11 protein-coding genes are annotated in these 15,866 nt (G+C 62.1%); 6 read left to right on the top strand and 5 right to left on the bottom strand.

Features of this window, described 5'->3' with window-relative positions:
- Positions 1-4: 4 nt before the first annotated feature.
- A complete protein-coding gene (locus tag EHF33_RS14485) occupies positions 5-1,252 on the bottom strand; it encodes a PQQ-dependent sugar dehydrogenase (RefSeq protein ID WP_420889969.1) in 1,248 nt (415 codons plus the stop codon).
- 201 nt (positions 1,253-1,453) lie between these two features.
- Positions 1,454-3,736, bottom strand: coding sequence for a uracil-DNA glycosylase (gene ung, locus EHF33_RS14490; RefSeq protein ID WP_124873451.1), 2,283 nt, complete (start codon positions 3,734-3,736; stop codon positions 1,454-1,456).
- Positions 3,737-3,837: 101 nt separating this feature from the next.
- On the opposite strand from ung, the gene EHF33_RS14495 reads away from it, so the two are divergent.
- The 3 genes from EHF33_RS14495 to dinB are packed head-to-tail and all read left to right on the top strand — an operon-like array spanning position 3,838 to position 6,023.
- Positions 3,838-4,590, top strand: coding sequence for an HNH endonuclease signature motif containing protein (locus tag EHF33_RS14495; RefSeq protein ID WP_124873453.1), 753 nt, complete (start codon positions 3,838-3,840; stop codon positions 4,588-4,590).
- A 5-nt stretch (positions 4,591-4,595) separates the two neighbouring features.
- On the top strand, positions 4,596-4,907 hold the full coding sequence (locus EHF33_RS14500) for a hypothetical protein (protein ID WP_124873455.1): 312 nt from the start codon (positions 4,596-4,598) through the stop codon (positions 4,905-4,907).
- A 24-nt stretch (positions 4,908-4,931) separates the two neighbouring features.
- Positions 4,932-6,023, top strand: coding sequence for a DNA polymerase IV (gene dinB / locus EHF33_RS14505; protein WP_241191367.1), 1,092 nt, complete (start codon positions 4,932-4,934; stop codon positions 6,021-6,023).
- A 189-nt stretch (positions 6,024-6,212) separates the two neighbouring features.
- Here the strand turns inward: dinB and EHF33_RS14510 are convergent, their stop codons facing one another.
- Entirely contained in the window at positions 6,213-6,923 is a 711-nt protein-coding gene (locus EHF33_RS14510; protein WP_124873457.1) for an IS6 family transposase, read from the bottom strand.
- Positions 6,924-7,339: 416 nt separating this feature from the next.
- On the opposite strand from EHF33_RS14510, the gene EHF33_RS14515 reads away from it, so the two are divergent.
- A complete protein-coding gene (locus tag EHF33_RS14515; RefSeq protein ID WP_124874056.1) occupies positions 7,340-8,200 on the top strand; it encodes a GGDEF domain-containing protein in 861 nt (286 codons plus the stop codon).
- A gap of 217 nt (positions 8,201-8,417) precedes the next feature.
- Complete coding sequence (locus EHF33_RS21150; RefSeq protein ID WP_241191368.1) at positions 8,418-10,355, top strand: putative bifunctional diguanylate cyclase/phosphodiesterase; 1,938 nt, start codon at positions 8,418-8,420, stop codon at positions 10,353-10,355.
- Here EHF33_RS21150 and EHF33_RS14525 read toward each other — a convergent pair.
- Positions 10,345-11,577: a sensor histidine kinase gene (locus tag EHF33_RS14525; protein ID WP_241191369.1), complete on the bottom strand. Its 1,233-nt coding sequence runs from the start codon at positions 11,575-11,577 to the stop codon at positions 10,345-10,347. The two genes, EHF33_RS21150 and EHF33_RS14525, sit on opposite strands and share 11 nt — an antisense overlap.
- A 288-nt stretch (positions 11,578-11,865) precedes the next feature.
- On the opposite strand from EHF33_RS14525, the gene EHF33_RS14530 reads away from it, so the two are divergent.
- Positions 11,866-12,909 carry a chemotaxis protein CheB gene (locus EHF33_RS14530; protein WP_124873462.1) on the top strand — a complete coding sequence of 348 codons (1,044 nt, stop codon included), beginning with the start codon at positions 11,866-11,868 and terminating at the stop codon, positions 12,907-12,909.
- 106 nt (positions 12,910-13,015) lie between these two features.
- On the opposite strand, the gene EHF33_RS14535 is transcribed toward EHF33_RS14530, so the two are convergent.
- A complete protein-coding gene (locus EHF33_RS14535; RefSeq protein WP_124873464.1) occupies positions 13,016-15,670 on the bottom strand; it encodes a CheR family methyltransferase in 2,655 nt (884 codons plus the stop codon).
- Positions 15,671-15,866: the final 196 nt, after the last annotated feature.

The following is a 15,866-nucleotide window of genomic DNA, read 5'->3' on the forward strand; positions in this document are numbered from 1 at the left end:
CCGTTCACTTCTGGCCTCCGGTGTAGAGCACGCGGTAAAGTACGCCGCTCTGGTCATCGGTAAACAGCAGCGAGCCGTCGGTGTACTGGGCCACGCCCGCCACCCGCCCGAACTGTTTCCAGGCGTCGCCGTCCTGGTATACGAAGCCCGAAACGAATGGGGTGATGGTGGTGGGCTGGTTGTTGCTGAACGCCACGTGGGCGATCTGGTAGCCGCTCGGCTCGCTGCGGTTCCAGGAACCCCGGTACGCCACGAACATGCTGTTTTTGTAGTCGGCAGGAAATTGACTGGCGGTGTAAAAAGTTGCGTCGATGGCCGCCGCGTGGGCGGTGTAATTGAGCAGGCTGCCCTGGGTCTGGGCGCAGTACTCGCCCTTGGTGACCTTGCCGGGCATGCCGCTCAGGTTCACGTAAGGATCGGGGTTCTTGTCGCCGTAGCAAAAAGGCCAGCCGTAATCCTTGCCGCGCTCAATCACGTTCAGCTCTTCCGGCGGAATGTTATCGCCGTGCCAGTCGCTGCCCTGGTCGAAGCCGTAGAGCACGCCGGTCACCGGATGCCAGCCGAAGCCGATGGTGTGGCGCAGGCCGCTGGAATAGATCTCGCGGCTCTTGCCGTCAGGGCTGATGCGCAGCATGGTCGCTTCTTCAGGGTTGGGCGTGCGCGAATCGTTGTTGGTGCTGCCGAACGCGGCGTAGAGGTAGCCGTCGGGTCCCCAGTGCATTCCGCGCGCGCCGTGCTGCCCGGCATCGGGAAAGCCGTCTGCGAACACGTGCGGCACATTCAAACTGCCGTCCTTGGCCATGTCCATCACCCAGATGGTCTTCTCGGCGGCCACGTATAATTTGCCGCCGCGCACCGACATGGCGTGCACCGAACTCATGTTGCGGGCCACCTGTTTGCGTTCCACGTTCTCGATCTGGCCGTCGCCGTTCACGTCTTTGAGGTACCACACGTCGCCCTGTTTCATGCGGCTGAGGTAGATGCCGCCGTCCGGCATCACAAGGAGGCTGCGGGCGTTGCCCAGGCCCGTTGCCATGACCTTGAGCTGAAATCCGGCAGGCACTTTGAGGCGGCTGAGTTGGTTGGCACTAAATTCCAGTGCCACCGGCTCCAGGCGGGTCACAGTGGCGGTGGCCGCAGGTTCCGGCGGCGTGATCGGTTGGGGGGTGGACGGAGCAGTCTGGGCAGCAGCCAGGCTCAGGGCGAGGCTGCTGGTGAGCAACAGATGTTTGAGGGAAATCACGCCTTCCAGCATGGCAACCAAGCCCGTTCGTGGAAGTAAAGCCTATTACTCTATGATGCTCAGCTCAAGGACAGATGGAGTGAACCCGCTAGAGAGGATCTGAGCCTACCCCAAATAGACAGATGCTAGCGAGCAACATTGAACCTCTCAGCGGGAATTTGTGTTCCAGCTCCAAGTCATAAGCTGAGAACCGAGGCCAGCGCGACCTACTCAGAGAGGCCACGCCACCGACTCGCGTCCGGCCTCCTCAAGTGCGGCATTGGCCCGCGAGAACGGGCGAGTACCAAAGAAACGCTCAGCGCTGTACGGCGAAGGGTGAGCGGACTGCAAAATGACGTGCTGCGGGGCGGTGATGAGCTTTGCCTTCTTGCGGGCATACGCGCCCCACAATACGAACACCACCCGCTGCGGCTGGGCGTTCACCGCCCGAATCACCGCGTCGCTCAGCGGCTCCCAGCCTTGACTTGCGTGACTGTTGGGTTGGCCTGCCCGCACCGTCAGCACGGCATTGAGTAGCAGCACGCCCTGAGTGGCCCAAGGCGTCAAATCACCGTTTCGGGGAGGTTGGATGCCAAGGTCGTCGTGAAGCTCCTTGTAGATGTTCTGCAAGCTCGGCGGCACCTGCACGCCGGGCCGCACGCTGAATGACAGGCCCTGAGCTTGGCCGTGTCCGTGGTAGGGATCTTGTCCCAGAATCAGTACCTTCACCTCCTCCAATGGGGTCAGCCGTAGGGCATTGAATACATCTGGCGCGGGTGGGTAGACCGTATGCTCGGCCCGCTCACGCACCAAGAAGTCCTTGAGAGTATGGAAGTACGGTGCGCAGAACTCGGCGGCGAGCGCGTCCCGCCAAGAGCCCGGCAGGCCCGCAATGTGGATAGGCTTTGCGCCGATTTGAGCGCTGCCGAAGAGGGCGGGCTGAGCGGCACTGACCAGCATGGGTTTCGGCGGTTTGGACGTCACCTTGATGGGCTTGGGCGGCAAGCCTCGCGCTACCCGCTCCGCCCGCATGACTGCCTTCTTGCGGCTGCCGTGCAGGGCGTAGACCCGCTTTGATTCCAGTTCGAAATGCGCTTGACTACGGGCCGCCATAATTTTGGCTTTGGCGGCCCGCGCCGCTTTACCTTCGTCCACGATTGGGGCAGGGTAGTTCAAGCGGCTCGACCCGCTCCACTCCCAAGGGGCGTGAATGAAATCTATCGGTGCGTCCTGCAGTTCCGGCACCCAACGGCGGATGAACTCCCCTGACGGGTCTTGCTGCTTGGCTTGACGGGTGGGCGAGTAGATGCGGACGCGGTTGATGCCCACCACCGCGCTCTGCATCTGCATCTGTGACCAGTGGATGCCAGGTTCATTATCCAGCCACTGCCGTGCCAGAAATACACCGGTGGGCCGCCAATGCAGCCATAGGTGCTGTGAGGCGAAACTCACCAGCATGGCCCGCATCCGGAAGTTGAGCCAACCGGTGGCTTTCAGCATCCGCATGCAGGCATCGATCAGTGGGAAGCCGGTTTGCCCGTGTGCCCAGCGGTCAAAAAACTCAGGGTTCCAATCCTGTTCGCGCAGGCCGTCAAAGGCCCGATTGAGATTTTGAAATTCCATCTCTGGTTCAGATTCCAGCCGCTGGATGAAATGGCAGTGCCAGTGCAGGCGGCTCTCGTAGCTCCTGAGTGACCTGACCCAGCGCGGGTCGGCTGCCGCATCACCGCTGACGGCGGCCAAACGCTGCCGGGTGGCATGCAGCGTCTCCCTGAGCGACAGAGTACCGAAGGCCAGCGGAGCGCTCAGCCGCGAACAGGCGGTCTCTGCACTCAGCGGGCTGCTCATCTCGCGCATGTAGTTCACGCCGCGCACCGCTAGGAAGCTGTCCAAGGTAGTGCGGGCTGCCTGTTCGCCGCCGGGCAGGATCGTTTGTTGGCTGGGCACGACGCTAAGCTCTGTGTGGGTTCGCAAGTCATGTGTAGTGACAGCCGTGCCGCGCAATCGGGCGGGCGGCGGCAGCGGGTGCGACCCCAAGCGCTCCTCCCAGGTGTCAGCCCAGCCGTCGCGGTTGGTCATCCGGCGCACCACGCCGTTTTGCGGCAACTCGTGAAAGGGAATGCCACGCTCCCGTGCCCAAGCCCGTACCCGTCGGTCACGGGTGTAGCTCACAGCGTTGCCGGTTTCTTCGTGTGCCCAGATACTGCCGATGCCGACTTCTTCGCGCAGCGCTTCCAGCACGCTGACCGCCTCACCCACCCGCACGATGAGCGGCGTGCCGAGTTCGCGCAGCCGCTCGTTTAACTCCTGCAAGCAGGCATTGAGGTAGGTCAGGTGGTGTCCGGCGAATTCCTCGTGCGTGAATTGCTCCGGTTCGTAAATGTACAGCGGTACGACTGGCCCGCGGGCGGCGGCGTGTACCAGCGGGGCGTGATCGCTGATTCGCAAATCCTTTTTGAACCAAACGAGCTGTGTAGACTGGGCAACCGAGTTAGATGCAGACAGAACCGACATAGCTTTATTATCTAGCGAGCGGAGTCGTAGTTCCGTAGGCGAACAGCCTGATCCTTGAACAGCTTCAGTCTCCCGTCAACCCAGTCTGCCAGACTCACTTCATGAAACCGCTCCTGCTGACCCTCGCACTGGCAAGTCTGGGCGTTGGCTTCGCTTACAACCAGAACGCGCCCATCCTGCCCGATCCTAGATTATCGCCGGGCGATGTCCTGACGTCCGACACCGCCATCATCTGCGTCTCGGGATACACCAAGACGGTGCGGAACGTTCCGCAACCCCTCAAAGAGCAGGTCTATCGCTCCTACGGAATTGCCTCACGCGAGTCCGGCGAGTACGAGGTCGACCACATCATCAGTCTCGAACTCGGCGGCTCCAACAGCATCAAAAACCTCTACCCCGAAAGCTACAAAACCCAACCGCTCAACGCTCACGTCAAAGACTCGCTGGAGAACAAGCTCCACGCCCTCGCGTGCGGCGGCAAGATCACCATGCAAGAAGCGCAGCAGGCCATCGCCAGCAACTGGACGACCGCCTACGTCAAGTACGTCGGCCCCTTGCCGGGGGGCGCACAGCCCATTGTTAACGGCAACGCACCCATCACGCACGTCCCGACCCTACCGACTCCCGCTCCAGTGCCAATCAGCAGCACCGCTCAGGGCAGTGGCACTGCCACCGGGACCACCACGCCGAATGCCGACGGGAGTTGTCCCACTACTGCGCCTATCAAGGTCAGCTCAGCGGGTATCTATCACCTGCCCACCGGCGACGGCAACTATCAGCGCACCAAGGCCAAGAGTTGCTTTACCAGTGCGTCAGCTGCGCAGTCCGCAGGCTACCGAGGGATTAAGAAATGATCGACGTGACCTTAACCGTAATCCAGGCCGACGGCAGTAGTGCCGCACCGAGCGAAAAGGATCAGCAACTCCTTACACTTGTGCAAGGCCTTCTCGCCAAAGACCCACACTTCCAGGTGTCGGACAAGCCCATACTCAGCCGCGCCGAGGTCAACGCGGGCCAGCAGGACACCGAGGCGGGTTACCTGTACCTTCGTTACGACATCCCCGGCAAAGTGCCACAGGAGTTCTGGGGCCACTGGGGCAGCCGTGACCACGTCGCCTGGAAAAGTGGGCAGATCAGCGTCAAGCCGCAAGCAGGCTCACTGACGCGCTGACTCGTCCCACCCGATAATGGCGGGGTGCGGCGCATCGTTCACATCGATATGGACGCCTTCTACGCCAGCGTCGAGGTGCGCGATCAGCCCAAGCTGATCGGTCTAGCCGTCGCGGTTGCCCACCAGAGCAAACGCGGCGTCGTCTTGACGGCCAGTTACGAAGCCCGCCAGTACGGTGTTCGCAGCGCCATGCCCACCAGCCTGGCGCTGCAAAAATGTCCCCACTTGACGCTGGTGCCACCCCGCATGGACGTCTACAAGCAAGTCTCGGACGTGATCCGCGCCGTGTTTTTCCAGTACACCGACTTGGTGGAGCCGCTCTCGCTGGACGAAGCGTATCTGGACGTCAGCCAGCACCCGTCCGGCACGCTGATTGCCAGAGCGATCAAAGCCGACATCCAGCGCGAGGCTCGGCTGACCGCCTCAGCTGGGGTGAGCTTCAACAAGTTTCTGGCAAAGCTCGCTTCGGATATGCACAAGCCCGACGGCCTGACTGTCATTCGACCTGAGCAAGCGGACGCCCTGATCGCCGCTCTGCCAGTTGAAGCGTTTCACGGCGTCGGCCCAGCCACCAAAAGCCGAATGCATGACCGCCGACTGTTCACTGGAGCCGATCTCAAACGCCAATCCCTGAGTGACCTGACCCACTGGTTCGGTGCTCAAGGCGCACACTTTCACCGGATCAGCCACGGAATCGACGAGCGGCCCGTCGATCCTGACCGGGAACGCAAAAGTGTCGGTGTGGAGCGCACCTTCGAAGATGATCTGAGCGTGTTCGCCGAGGCGCAGGCCGCTCTACCGGGTCTGGTCGAGCTGCTGATGCCGCGTCTGACGAGGGCCGATTACCACGGGCGCAGCTTGGTGCTGAAAATCAAGTTCGCCGACCGAACTGTTTTGACGCGCCGAGTGACCAGTGCTGCGCCGCTGTTAGACGCGGCGAAGGTGCTTACTCTGGCCTACGAACTGCTGACGCCTGAACTGCTGGCGGGCCGAGCAGTGCGGCTGCTGGGCTTGAGTGTCCAGAATCAGCTTGTGGCTCCCATATCTGGGGCACAGCTGCCGCTGTTTCCCAGAGGTCTAGACACTCTGAGCCGCGACCAACCGTTGGTGAAGTAAAGCGTCGACGTCCTGCAACCAGCGCACTCTGCGAAGAACTGCTGCCCTGACTTGCGGGTGCGCTGCTGCCCCCGGCATTCCGTGCAGTTCAAACGAATCGGTGTGTTTCCCTGACAGTCCCTGCACTTGAAGGGGTTATGTTGCCTTAACTTGGCCCACGGCAGTCGGAGGGCAGGGGTGGCCTGAACTTCAGGCCACCCCTGCCGCGACGGTTGACCACATCTGGAACGCCCGTTTCTGATTGCTTTTTCTCACTGCGGCGCAAACACTGGTGCGGGAATGATGGTGGAGATTAGTCATCCGGGCGTGCAAACTCAGGAATTCCTGAGCGCATTTTCGTCGTCTGAACCCCTGCTGACTGCGCTCTTGTCGTCGTGTGGATCGATGTTCCTGCTCAATAACGTTGTTACACTTGGCGGTGGAGATCACCTCTTGGTGATCCACGTCGGCCAGGCTCGGGATCTCCCGGATGGCCGCCCCGTAACTGCGCAGCTGATCGGTATGAATGACCTCTGGGACGTCATATTCACACAATAACCTTGTCAGGAAGGTCTTTGCCGCCTCCGTGTCTCGGTGTCGCTGGAGCAAGATGTCGAGTACGAAGCCGTATTCGTCCACAGCCCTCCAAAGCCAGTGTCGAACGCCATCCACCGTCGTGCACATCTCATCCAGATACCACCGCGAACCCCGGCGGGGTTCACGGTGACGAAGGTCTGCCGCGAAGAGAGAACCGAACTTGATACACCATTCGCGGATTGTCTCGTGGCTAACCTGGATGCTGCGCTGGTGCAGCAATTCTTGAACGTCTCTGTAGCTGAGTGGGAAGCGGTGGTACAGCCAGACAGCGTGTTGAATGATGGTCATGGGGAACCGGTGGCGGTAGGGCTTCGGGTTGTTCATGGCCGGTCAGCTTACCCCACGCCGATTAAGGCAACATAACCGAAAAAAGACCTGTGAACTGAAAATTTCTCAGTGATGGCGGGCTTCCAGCAGTTTCAGGGTGAAGACGCAGATCCAAAAACAGTTCGCCGCATGCCAGCACGGTGCAGCAAAGCGCGTACACGGGTCACCACTGCGCGTAGGGTGAAGGGCTTGATCACGTATCGTCAATCCCCAAGTTCAATCCGCGCACCTCGCCTCACGGGCGTGATAAACATGTCAGGCGGCTCGACCTAGTCTCAAGTATGCCAAGCACGCCGTCACCTGAGGGCGAGTTGTTGCGTCCCATTGATCTCCAAGGTCCCAATCCAGACGCGCAAGCGCCTTTCCTCTTCACCGCCCATCTCCTACCGAGTGATCAGCCTGCATGGTTGTCGATGCTCGTCGTCGCGCTGACCAACGCCACCAATGGAATTGTCATCAGTGCCAACGTCAAGGGACGCCCCATTGTCTACTGCAACCCGGCGTTTGAACAGCTGACCGGCTACACCCGCAGCGAAATCGTAGGCCACAACTGCCGCTTCCTTCAGGGTGAGGGCACCGATCCTGAGGCCATCCATCAGATGAGGACGGCCTTCGACGCCGGAGCAGCGACTGAACTCGTGGTTCTGAATTACAAGAAAAGCGGAATGCCCTTCTGGAATGCCCTCAATATCGGACCGATCCACAATGCCCAAGGAACCTTGACGCATTTCATCGGTGTTCAGACCGACGTGACCGAACGCATCGACCTTCAAAAGCAACTGGAGCAACGCGCCTTCACCGATGTGCTCACCGGCCTGCCCAACCGGGCGCAGTTCATGCATGAGCTGGAACGCGAGCTTGGTCTGGTCGACCGGCAAGGTCACCTCGCGCTGGGCTTCGTGGATCTGGACGATTTCAAGTCAGTCAATGACTCTTACGGTCACAAGGCCGGAGATGAATTGCTGATCCAGGTGGCTGCACGCTTGAGGGGCGTCGTCCGGGGAGCCGATCTGGTCGCGCGGCTGGCCGGGGACGAGTTCGTGCTGCTGCTAAGGCAAACCGCGTCCCGAGATGTTCTTGAACGGATCGGATCCCGCACGCTGGCCGCGTTTCAGCGGCCATTCGTGCTGGACGCCGCGACCGTGACCGTCCACGCCAGTCTCGGTTTCGTCCAGCACGTCGCTGGCGAGCATGCAGCTGCCTTGCTGGAACGTGCGGACCGCTGCATGTACGCTGCCAAACACCAGGGGAAAAACAGTTTCGTGACGGATTGAGCCTCGGACATGTCACACAGATTCGGTCGTCACTACTCCGGAAGGTGTTGATCTAGACCACCATCGGCAGGCATCTGCTGAGTGCATGGACCGCCTTGGGAGCGCTCACACGCCCCTTGATTGAATTCAGGGATACTATGCAGCATGTCCCCCCCATCTGCGCGTCCGGCGACCCGCTGAACATTCGTGCCTCAGTGATCCGCTCATGGAGAGTCCGGTGACGCCGGAGCATTCCTCTCCTGAAGCGCGTGCGCTGCGGAGCGAGGCCGAGCGCCGCCTGTTCAGCCTGAAGCCGCTCGAAACCTGGGAAGGCTGGCAAGCCGCAGCGCTCATTCATGAATTGCGCGTCCAGCAGGCCGAGATCGAGTTGCAAAACGAAGAGCTTGGGCACAGCGTCACCGCCCTCGAATTTGAACGCCAGCACTACCGCACCCTGTATAAACACGCGCCCTCCGCCTACTTCACTCTGAACGCCGCTGGAGACATTCTGGACGTCAACCTGGCAGGCAGTCAGCTGCTCGACTTTCAGCGGGGTCAGCTTCTCACGCGGCCCTTTGGTCTGTTCATCGCTCCAGAGCAGCGGGCCGAGTTCAGGGACGTTCTGGATGCTTTGAAGCAGGTTCACTCCTCGCGGACACACCTGTTCACACTCGAGCGGCGGGGCGGCGCACGCCTTGAGGTGCAGCTTCAGGGACTGACCCTGCCCACCTCGGTGCGTGATCAGCCCGGCGTCCTGATCGCGCTGATGGACATCACGCCCCTCTCGCAGGCTCAAGCCCACCTGGAACACCTGAATGCCACGCTCGAAGAGCGGGTGAGCCAGGGTACCCAGACACTGCTCGACCTCAATGCCCGCTTACACCACCAGGCCAGTCACGATTTCCTGACTGGCCTGCCCAACCGGGCGGCCTTCGCGGACGCACTCGAAGGCGCACTGGACAGCCTGCACCAGCATGGTCGGGATTTTGCCGTGCTGTTCTTCGATATCGACCACTTCAAGGTCATCAATGACAGCCTGGGCCACCCGGTTGGGGATCAGGTGCTCATTGAACTTTCCAGGCGTCTGCACGGGATGACCCGGCCCGAGGATCACCTGTCCCGGCTGGGAGGGGACGAGTTCGCTGTCCTGCTGCACAACGTCACCGACCCGAGCAGCGTCTCCAGCGTTATCGCCCGGCTGGACGCGGCGGTGCAGGAACCGTTCGTGCTGGAGGGCCAGGAGCTGCGCTTGACGGTCAGCGTTGGCATTCTGCTGGTGAGGGACGGCTACCACACGGCCCAGGAGGTCATCAGCGATGTGGATCTGGCCCTGTATCAAGCCAAACGGGGCGGGAAAGCCAGGTCAGCCGTGTTCGTGTCCTCCATGCGGGAGGAAGCCAGGGAACGGCTGGAACTCGAAGCCCAGTTGCGACTTGCCCTGGAGCGCCGTGAACTGGTCGTGCATTACCAGCCGATCGTGGCGCTGGCCAGCGGTCAGGTGCTGGGCCTCGAAGCCCTGGTGCGCTGGCAGCATCCGCAGCGGGGCCTGCTGCTGCCCGGCGTGTTCATCCCGCTGGCCGAGGAGCTGGAGTTGGTCGGCCAGATCGACCGCTGGGTGTTGATGGAGGCCCAGCGTGAGGCCGCGCACTGGCACCTGGACCGAACTGGAGTCCAGCCGCTCTGGATGAACGTCAACGTCTCAGCCCGTCAGTTGGAGCAGATTCGCCAGGTCACGGATCAGCTCACGGAGCACGCCTGCCCAGCCGCGTGGCGGGTGCTGATCGAGATCACCGAACGGGTCCTGACCTCCCACGAGGCCAGCGACCCGGCCACCCTGAACGCCCTGCGTCTGGCCCAGGTGGAACTGGTGCTCGACGACTTTGGGATGGGATTTTCGTCACTCAGCGCCCTGCACCGCTTTCCGGTGAGGATGCTCAAGATCGACCGCTCCTTTGTGGCGGCGCTTGGCGAGAACGCTCGCCTGATCCGGGCCACCGTGCTGATCGGCGAGGCGCTGGGACTGACGGTGGTGGCCGAGGGCGTCGAAACGCAGGCGCACCAGCAGAACCTGCTGGAACTCGGAATCAAGGTCGCCCAGGGCTGGCTGTTCTCGGCTGCGCTGCCTCCCGAAGAGATTGAGGCGTATTTGCGGGCGAATGCCGCGCTCACCAGCTGACTTCTGAACCACCCGGCACAGCCACCAGTTCGCGGGGCAGCTGCACCCAGAACACTGAACCCGCGCCCGCCACACTCTCCGCCCAGATCCGGCCCTGCAAGCGCTGCACGATCCGCCGGGCCAGCGCCAGTCCCAAGCCCTGACCCTCGAAGTCCCGTTCGCTGTGCAGCCGCTCAAACACGCCGAACATCCGCCCAGACTGCCGGGCATCAAAGCCCACACCGTTGTCGCGGACGCTGAATAAAAATGTCCCCTCCTGCTCCTGCACACCCACATGAATCCGGGCCTCGGGGCAGGGACGGGTAAATTTGACGGCGTTCGAGAGCAGGTTGCCAAAAATCATCTGCAAGCTCAGCGGATCGGCCTGAAGGGTGGGCAGAGCGTCGTGGGTGAGTCTTACCTGCCGACCCGCCCGCTCAGGCCCCAGTTCGGCAAACACCTGATCGACCAGCCGGTTGAGGTCCACGGTCTGGTGACGGCTGAACGGCTGGCCCGTCCGGAAAAAGAGGGTCAGCGAGGTCATCAGCTCATTCATACGTGAGGCCGCTCGCAGCAGATCCTTTAGAAGACGGGCGCTGTGCTCATCGGGGGCCTGGAGGGTCCGGCCCAGCAACTCGGCGAACCCGCTCACCTGCCGCATGGGGGCGCTCAGGTCGTGCGTCATGGAATGCAGGAAGGTCTGCAATTCCTCACTGAGTTGCTCGGTCTGCCGGGTGCGCCGCTCGGTCTCGCGCTGCGCCGTTTTCAGCGCTGTGATGTCCGTGAGGGCCAGCCGGACCAGGCGAGTCGACGGCCCCGCCAGCCCGGTACATTCCAGCAGCGCGTCCCAGGCGTGACCACCCTGGCGAGGCATCCTGACGTCCATCCGGTGATGTTCGGCGTCTTCAGCTGATTGAAGTGCGCTGCGGAGCAGTTCGGCGAAGGCGACGTGCTGGCCGTCCCCGATGAAGAGTGAGAACTGCCGCCCCACCAAGTCGCCGCCCGCGGCACCCAGTTGCAGGCACCCAGTCTGGTTGATCTGCTGGATCAGGCCGCCCTGGTCACAGACCACATAGCCCACCGGCGCGAATTCAAACAGGTCGGCGTAGCGGTTGCGGGCCTGCTCCAGCTCCAGATTGATCTGCCGCAGCACCTCGTTTTGCTGTTCCAGCTCGGCCTGGTGAATATGCAGTTCCTGTTCCTGATGATTGAAGCGCTGCTGGAGGTCATCAAATGTAAGCAAGGAGGCTCCTGATCTGGTCATTCAGACGGCAGCACCCTCTGGAGGATGGGACGATCCGCTGAACCTACTTCACACGAGGAGCGAGATGAGCCACGCTGGGCTGAAGGTGACTGAACTTTAGGTCAGATGAAGGATGTGAACTGTGATGAAGTGGTGACCGCCGAAGGCCCAGCGCTGGACACAGAGGGGGAACTTTTCTCCGCAGCCAGCCTGAAGTCTTTCGCTGTCCTGGGTACGGCTTCAGGAAGACGGTATGGAACTGACCTCCGCTCAGTGCATTCTGTAGCCATGCTTCCTTTTCGACTGGTGGTCATCGGTGCCTCTGCGGGCGGCCTGCCGCCACTGACCGCCCTGGCTGCCGGGTTGCCCGCCGACTTCCCGGCGGCCATCTGCATCGTCATGCACATCCCAGCTTACGCCCCCAGCTACCTCGCAGAGATTCTGGGCCGGGCTGGGCCGCTGCCAGCGTCACAGCCTGCTAATGGCGACCCAATTCTGCCGGGGCGGATTTACTGCGCGTCCCCGGATCACCACCTGCTCATCGAGAATGGCCAGTTCAACGTGACCAAGGGTCCCAAGGAGAACCGTGTTCGTCCCGCCGTCGATACGCTGTTCCGCTCGGCGGCGTACAGCGAGGGTCCCAACGTGATCGGCGTGGTGCTCTCTGGACTGCTCGACGACGGCACCTCGGGGCTGTGGACCATCAAGCACTTCGGCGGCGTGGCTGTGGTGCAAGATCCCCAGGACGCCGAGTACGACTCGATGCCGAAGAGCGCCGTCAGTCAGGTCAAGGTGGACCACACGGTGTGTGCGAACGACCTCGCGGCGTTACTGATTCAACTTGTCGCTGCGCCGATGAAGGAGCCCGGGGAGACCATGGCCAGTGACGAAGACCGCCAGCGGGTGGAGGTCGAGGTCAGCATTGCCAGCAGTGCCCACGCCTTCCGCAAAGGGGTGATGGCCTTCGGGAAGGTCACGCCGCAGACCTGTCCGGAATGCGGAGGCATTCTGGTGGAGATCAAGGAAGGGGGATTCACCCGTTACCGCTGCCACACCGGCCACGCCTACACCGGGGACAGCTTGCTGGTGAGCGTCACCGAGGCCATCGAGAATAAACTGTGGCGCACCATGCGGGCGCTGGAGGAAGCCAGTATGCTGCTGGAGAACACCAGCCAGAACTTCGCGGCGGCTGGGAATACCTGGCTGGCCCAGGAATACAGCCGCAAAGCCGCAGAGATGGAGGCCCGCACGCGACTGATCTTCCAGGACATCGTGGATAACAGGAGCTTGAGTGCCGAGCAGCTCGACCACGACGTGAGCAAGGAGCGGTGAAGGCGGTGCTGTGGGTCGCCCTTGAAAGTTCGCCCCACGCGGCATGGCTCCTCACGCCACCTGGTCAGCGGCCCGGATCAGGCTCCAGCCACCCAGGCCGTCCCTGTCACACGTCCGGCGTCGTCCCCTGGAACCTGATCAGGTCGATGTTGGTGAAGGCCACGACCACGCCGCCGATGTAATTGTCAGTCGTCCGGTAGAGACTGAGGCGCATCAGATACCACCGGCCCCCGTCTGCCCCACCTGCCCCATCTGTCTGGCCGCCACCGTCTCTGGCGGCCCCAGAGGTCTGAACCTGCATCTCGAAGGGTTCCAGCGTCTTCAGCACCCGCTTCACGTCCCGGATCAGGTGGTCGTAGCGCAGGTTGAAGTGAAAGTCGGTGATGGGCCGACCCACATCCGACAGCGTCAAAGGAATGATGGCGCTGATGAACGGCGTAAAGCGCCTGATCTTCAAGTCGTTGTCCAGGAAGACGGTGGCGGTGCCTGCCCCCTCCAGCAGATTCTTGGTGTCGTCGTTGGCCAGCGCCAGATCACGGATCACCAGCTGGTGCTCGGCATTGATGGCGGTCAACTCCTCGTTGAGCGACTGGAGTTCCTCCTTCGAGGTCATCAGTTCCTCGTTGCCGCTCTGGAGTTCCTCGTTGGTGCTCTGAAGTTCCTCGTTGGTGCTCCTGACCTCCTCCAGGCTGACCGCCATCTCTTCGACGGTGGCTTGCAGGGTCTCCCGGCTGTGGTGCAGTTCCGACTCTAGCGCCACCACCTGATCGGTCTTTTCGGGACGGGACGGGCTGGCACCCTGGCTGACACTGCCTTGAGTGTCCAGACGTTCCTGAAAAACGATCATGACCAGCCCCGAGGACGGCCCGGTCAGCGGAGTCACGATCAGATCAAGCGTCTGGGTAAAGCCTTCGACCTCCACATGCAACTGACTGCGAACCACTTTTCGGCGTTCGGTCAGGGCTTGACGCACCGCCGCCGGGAGTTCGTAGCGCAGCTCCCCCTGCGCCATTTCGAACACGTTGTTCATCCCCCGGCCCGGCGACAGCTCCAGATAGCGGCCCGTGCGTCCATGAACGTAATGCACCTCGCCCTGGTTATCGGTCACCACGGCGGGCGGTGCGTACTCGGCCAGCAGCACCTTCTGGGCCTTCTGAGCTGTGTCCGGGCGGTGACTCCTGTCCTGTCTGGACTGCTGCCCGGCCTGGCCCACGCCCTCCTGATTGAGCTGAGTGGAGACTGCCGTGTGACTCACTGGCGGCAACGCCGCCTTACCCTCCCCGCGCTGGTAAATCTTCCAGTGCTGGCTGAGGGTGCCGAAGTGATCTTGCTGGGCACCAATCGACTCGCTGGTTCCCAGGAACAGCAGCCCCTGGGGCCGCAGCGCGTAGCGAAACAGCGCCAGGATCTGGGTCTGCAAGGCAGGACCTATGTAGATCAGCATGTTGCGGCAGCACAGCAGATCCAGGCGCGTGAAGGGCGGATCGCCGAAGGTGTTGTGGGTGGCGAAAACAACGCTCTCACGGATATCTGCCCGCACCTGATACTGGTCGCCTTTGACCGAGAAGTAGCGGCGGAGGCGCTCCGGCGAGATGACGTAAGCGATCTCCCTGGAATACAGGCCACGGCGTGCCTGGTCGATGGCCGCCCGGTCGATGTCGGTGGCGAAGATCTGCACCCGGATCTGCTGATCCTCGCTGATCTCCTCGGTCAATTCGTGCAGCACGATGGCGACCGAGTAGGCTTCCTCGCCCGTCGAGCAGGCGGTGACCCAGACCCGCAGGGTACCTTGCGGCTCTTTATTCGCCTGGAGGTAGGTGCGCAGATGCTCCTTCAGCTCCGCGTAGGCCTCGGTGTCCCGGAAGAAGCTGGTGACGTTGATGGTGAAGTCCTGGAACAGCGCTTCGGTCTCGTTGGGCATCTCCTCCAGCAACTTGAGGTACTGAGACACGTCCTGTATGCGCCAGCCCAGCATGCGGCGCTCGATCCGGCGAATGAGGGTCGGGCGCTTGTAGCGGCTGAAATCGTGGCCCGTGCGCTGCTGCACCAACCGCAGGATCGTCTGGAGCGGCGCACTTGCCGGGTCACTGTCATTCAACAGAGCCCCAGCGTTCAGACTCAAGGTTTGCTGGGTCAGACTCAGCAGTCGCGCCGCGAGGTCGTCGGGCGGCAACACGGCGTCCGCGAGGTGGGTGGCGACGGCGCTGCTGGGCATCGAAGCGTATTCAGCCGTGCTCGGGTCCTGCACCAGAACCTGTCCGCCCCAGCGTTTGATGGCCTGGATGCCCCGCGTTCCGTCGGTGCCCATACCTGAGAGCACGATACCCACCGTGTGTTCGCGCTGATCGGCGGCCAGCGCGGCAAAAAAAGTGTCGATCACACTGCCCTTGACGTCCGCCAGGTCGCCGAGTTGCAAGACGCCGTTCAGGATGGACAGACTGAACCCAGGTGGAATGATGTAGACCTGGTCGCCCTGGAGGACCATGCCGTCCTCGATCTGAAGCACGGGCAGGCTGGTGCAGCGCCTCAGAATGTCCGGCATCAGTCCTCGGTGCCCAGGATCGAGATGCGGCACCACCACAAAGGCCAGGCCCGTGACGGGTGGCAGCCCCAGAAAAAAGCGCTCGTAACCGTCGAGTGCGCCCGCTGATCCCCCGATGCCGACCACCGCCAGGGGGGGCGCTGGGTGAATGGCGGTGTCGCCTGGCAGGTGCTCCAGACTGACGGAGGGCGTTTCTGGGTGGATGTGCTTTTCGGGCATCGCAGAGACTCCAGGGAAGAGGAAGGAACAGGGAAGTCATCTGCTGGTGGGGCTGGCCCCGCGTTTGCCGTCTGGAGGGGAGGCGGCTGGAGCCTGGCGAAGTCGACGGGAGCAAGGTAAAAAAGTGGACGTTGTGGTGATCGCCTACAGCCCTTTCACCCAGTCAAGATACGGCGTGCGCCCTCCTCACACTGGT

It is taken from the genome of Deinococcus psychrotolerans (genome assembly GCF_003860465.1).
Classification (GTDB): Bacteria; Deinococcota; Deinococci; order Deinococcales; family Deinococcaceae; genus Deinococcus; species Deinococcus psychrotolerans.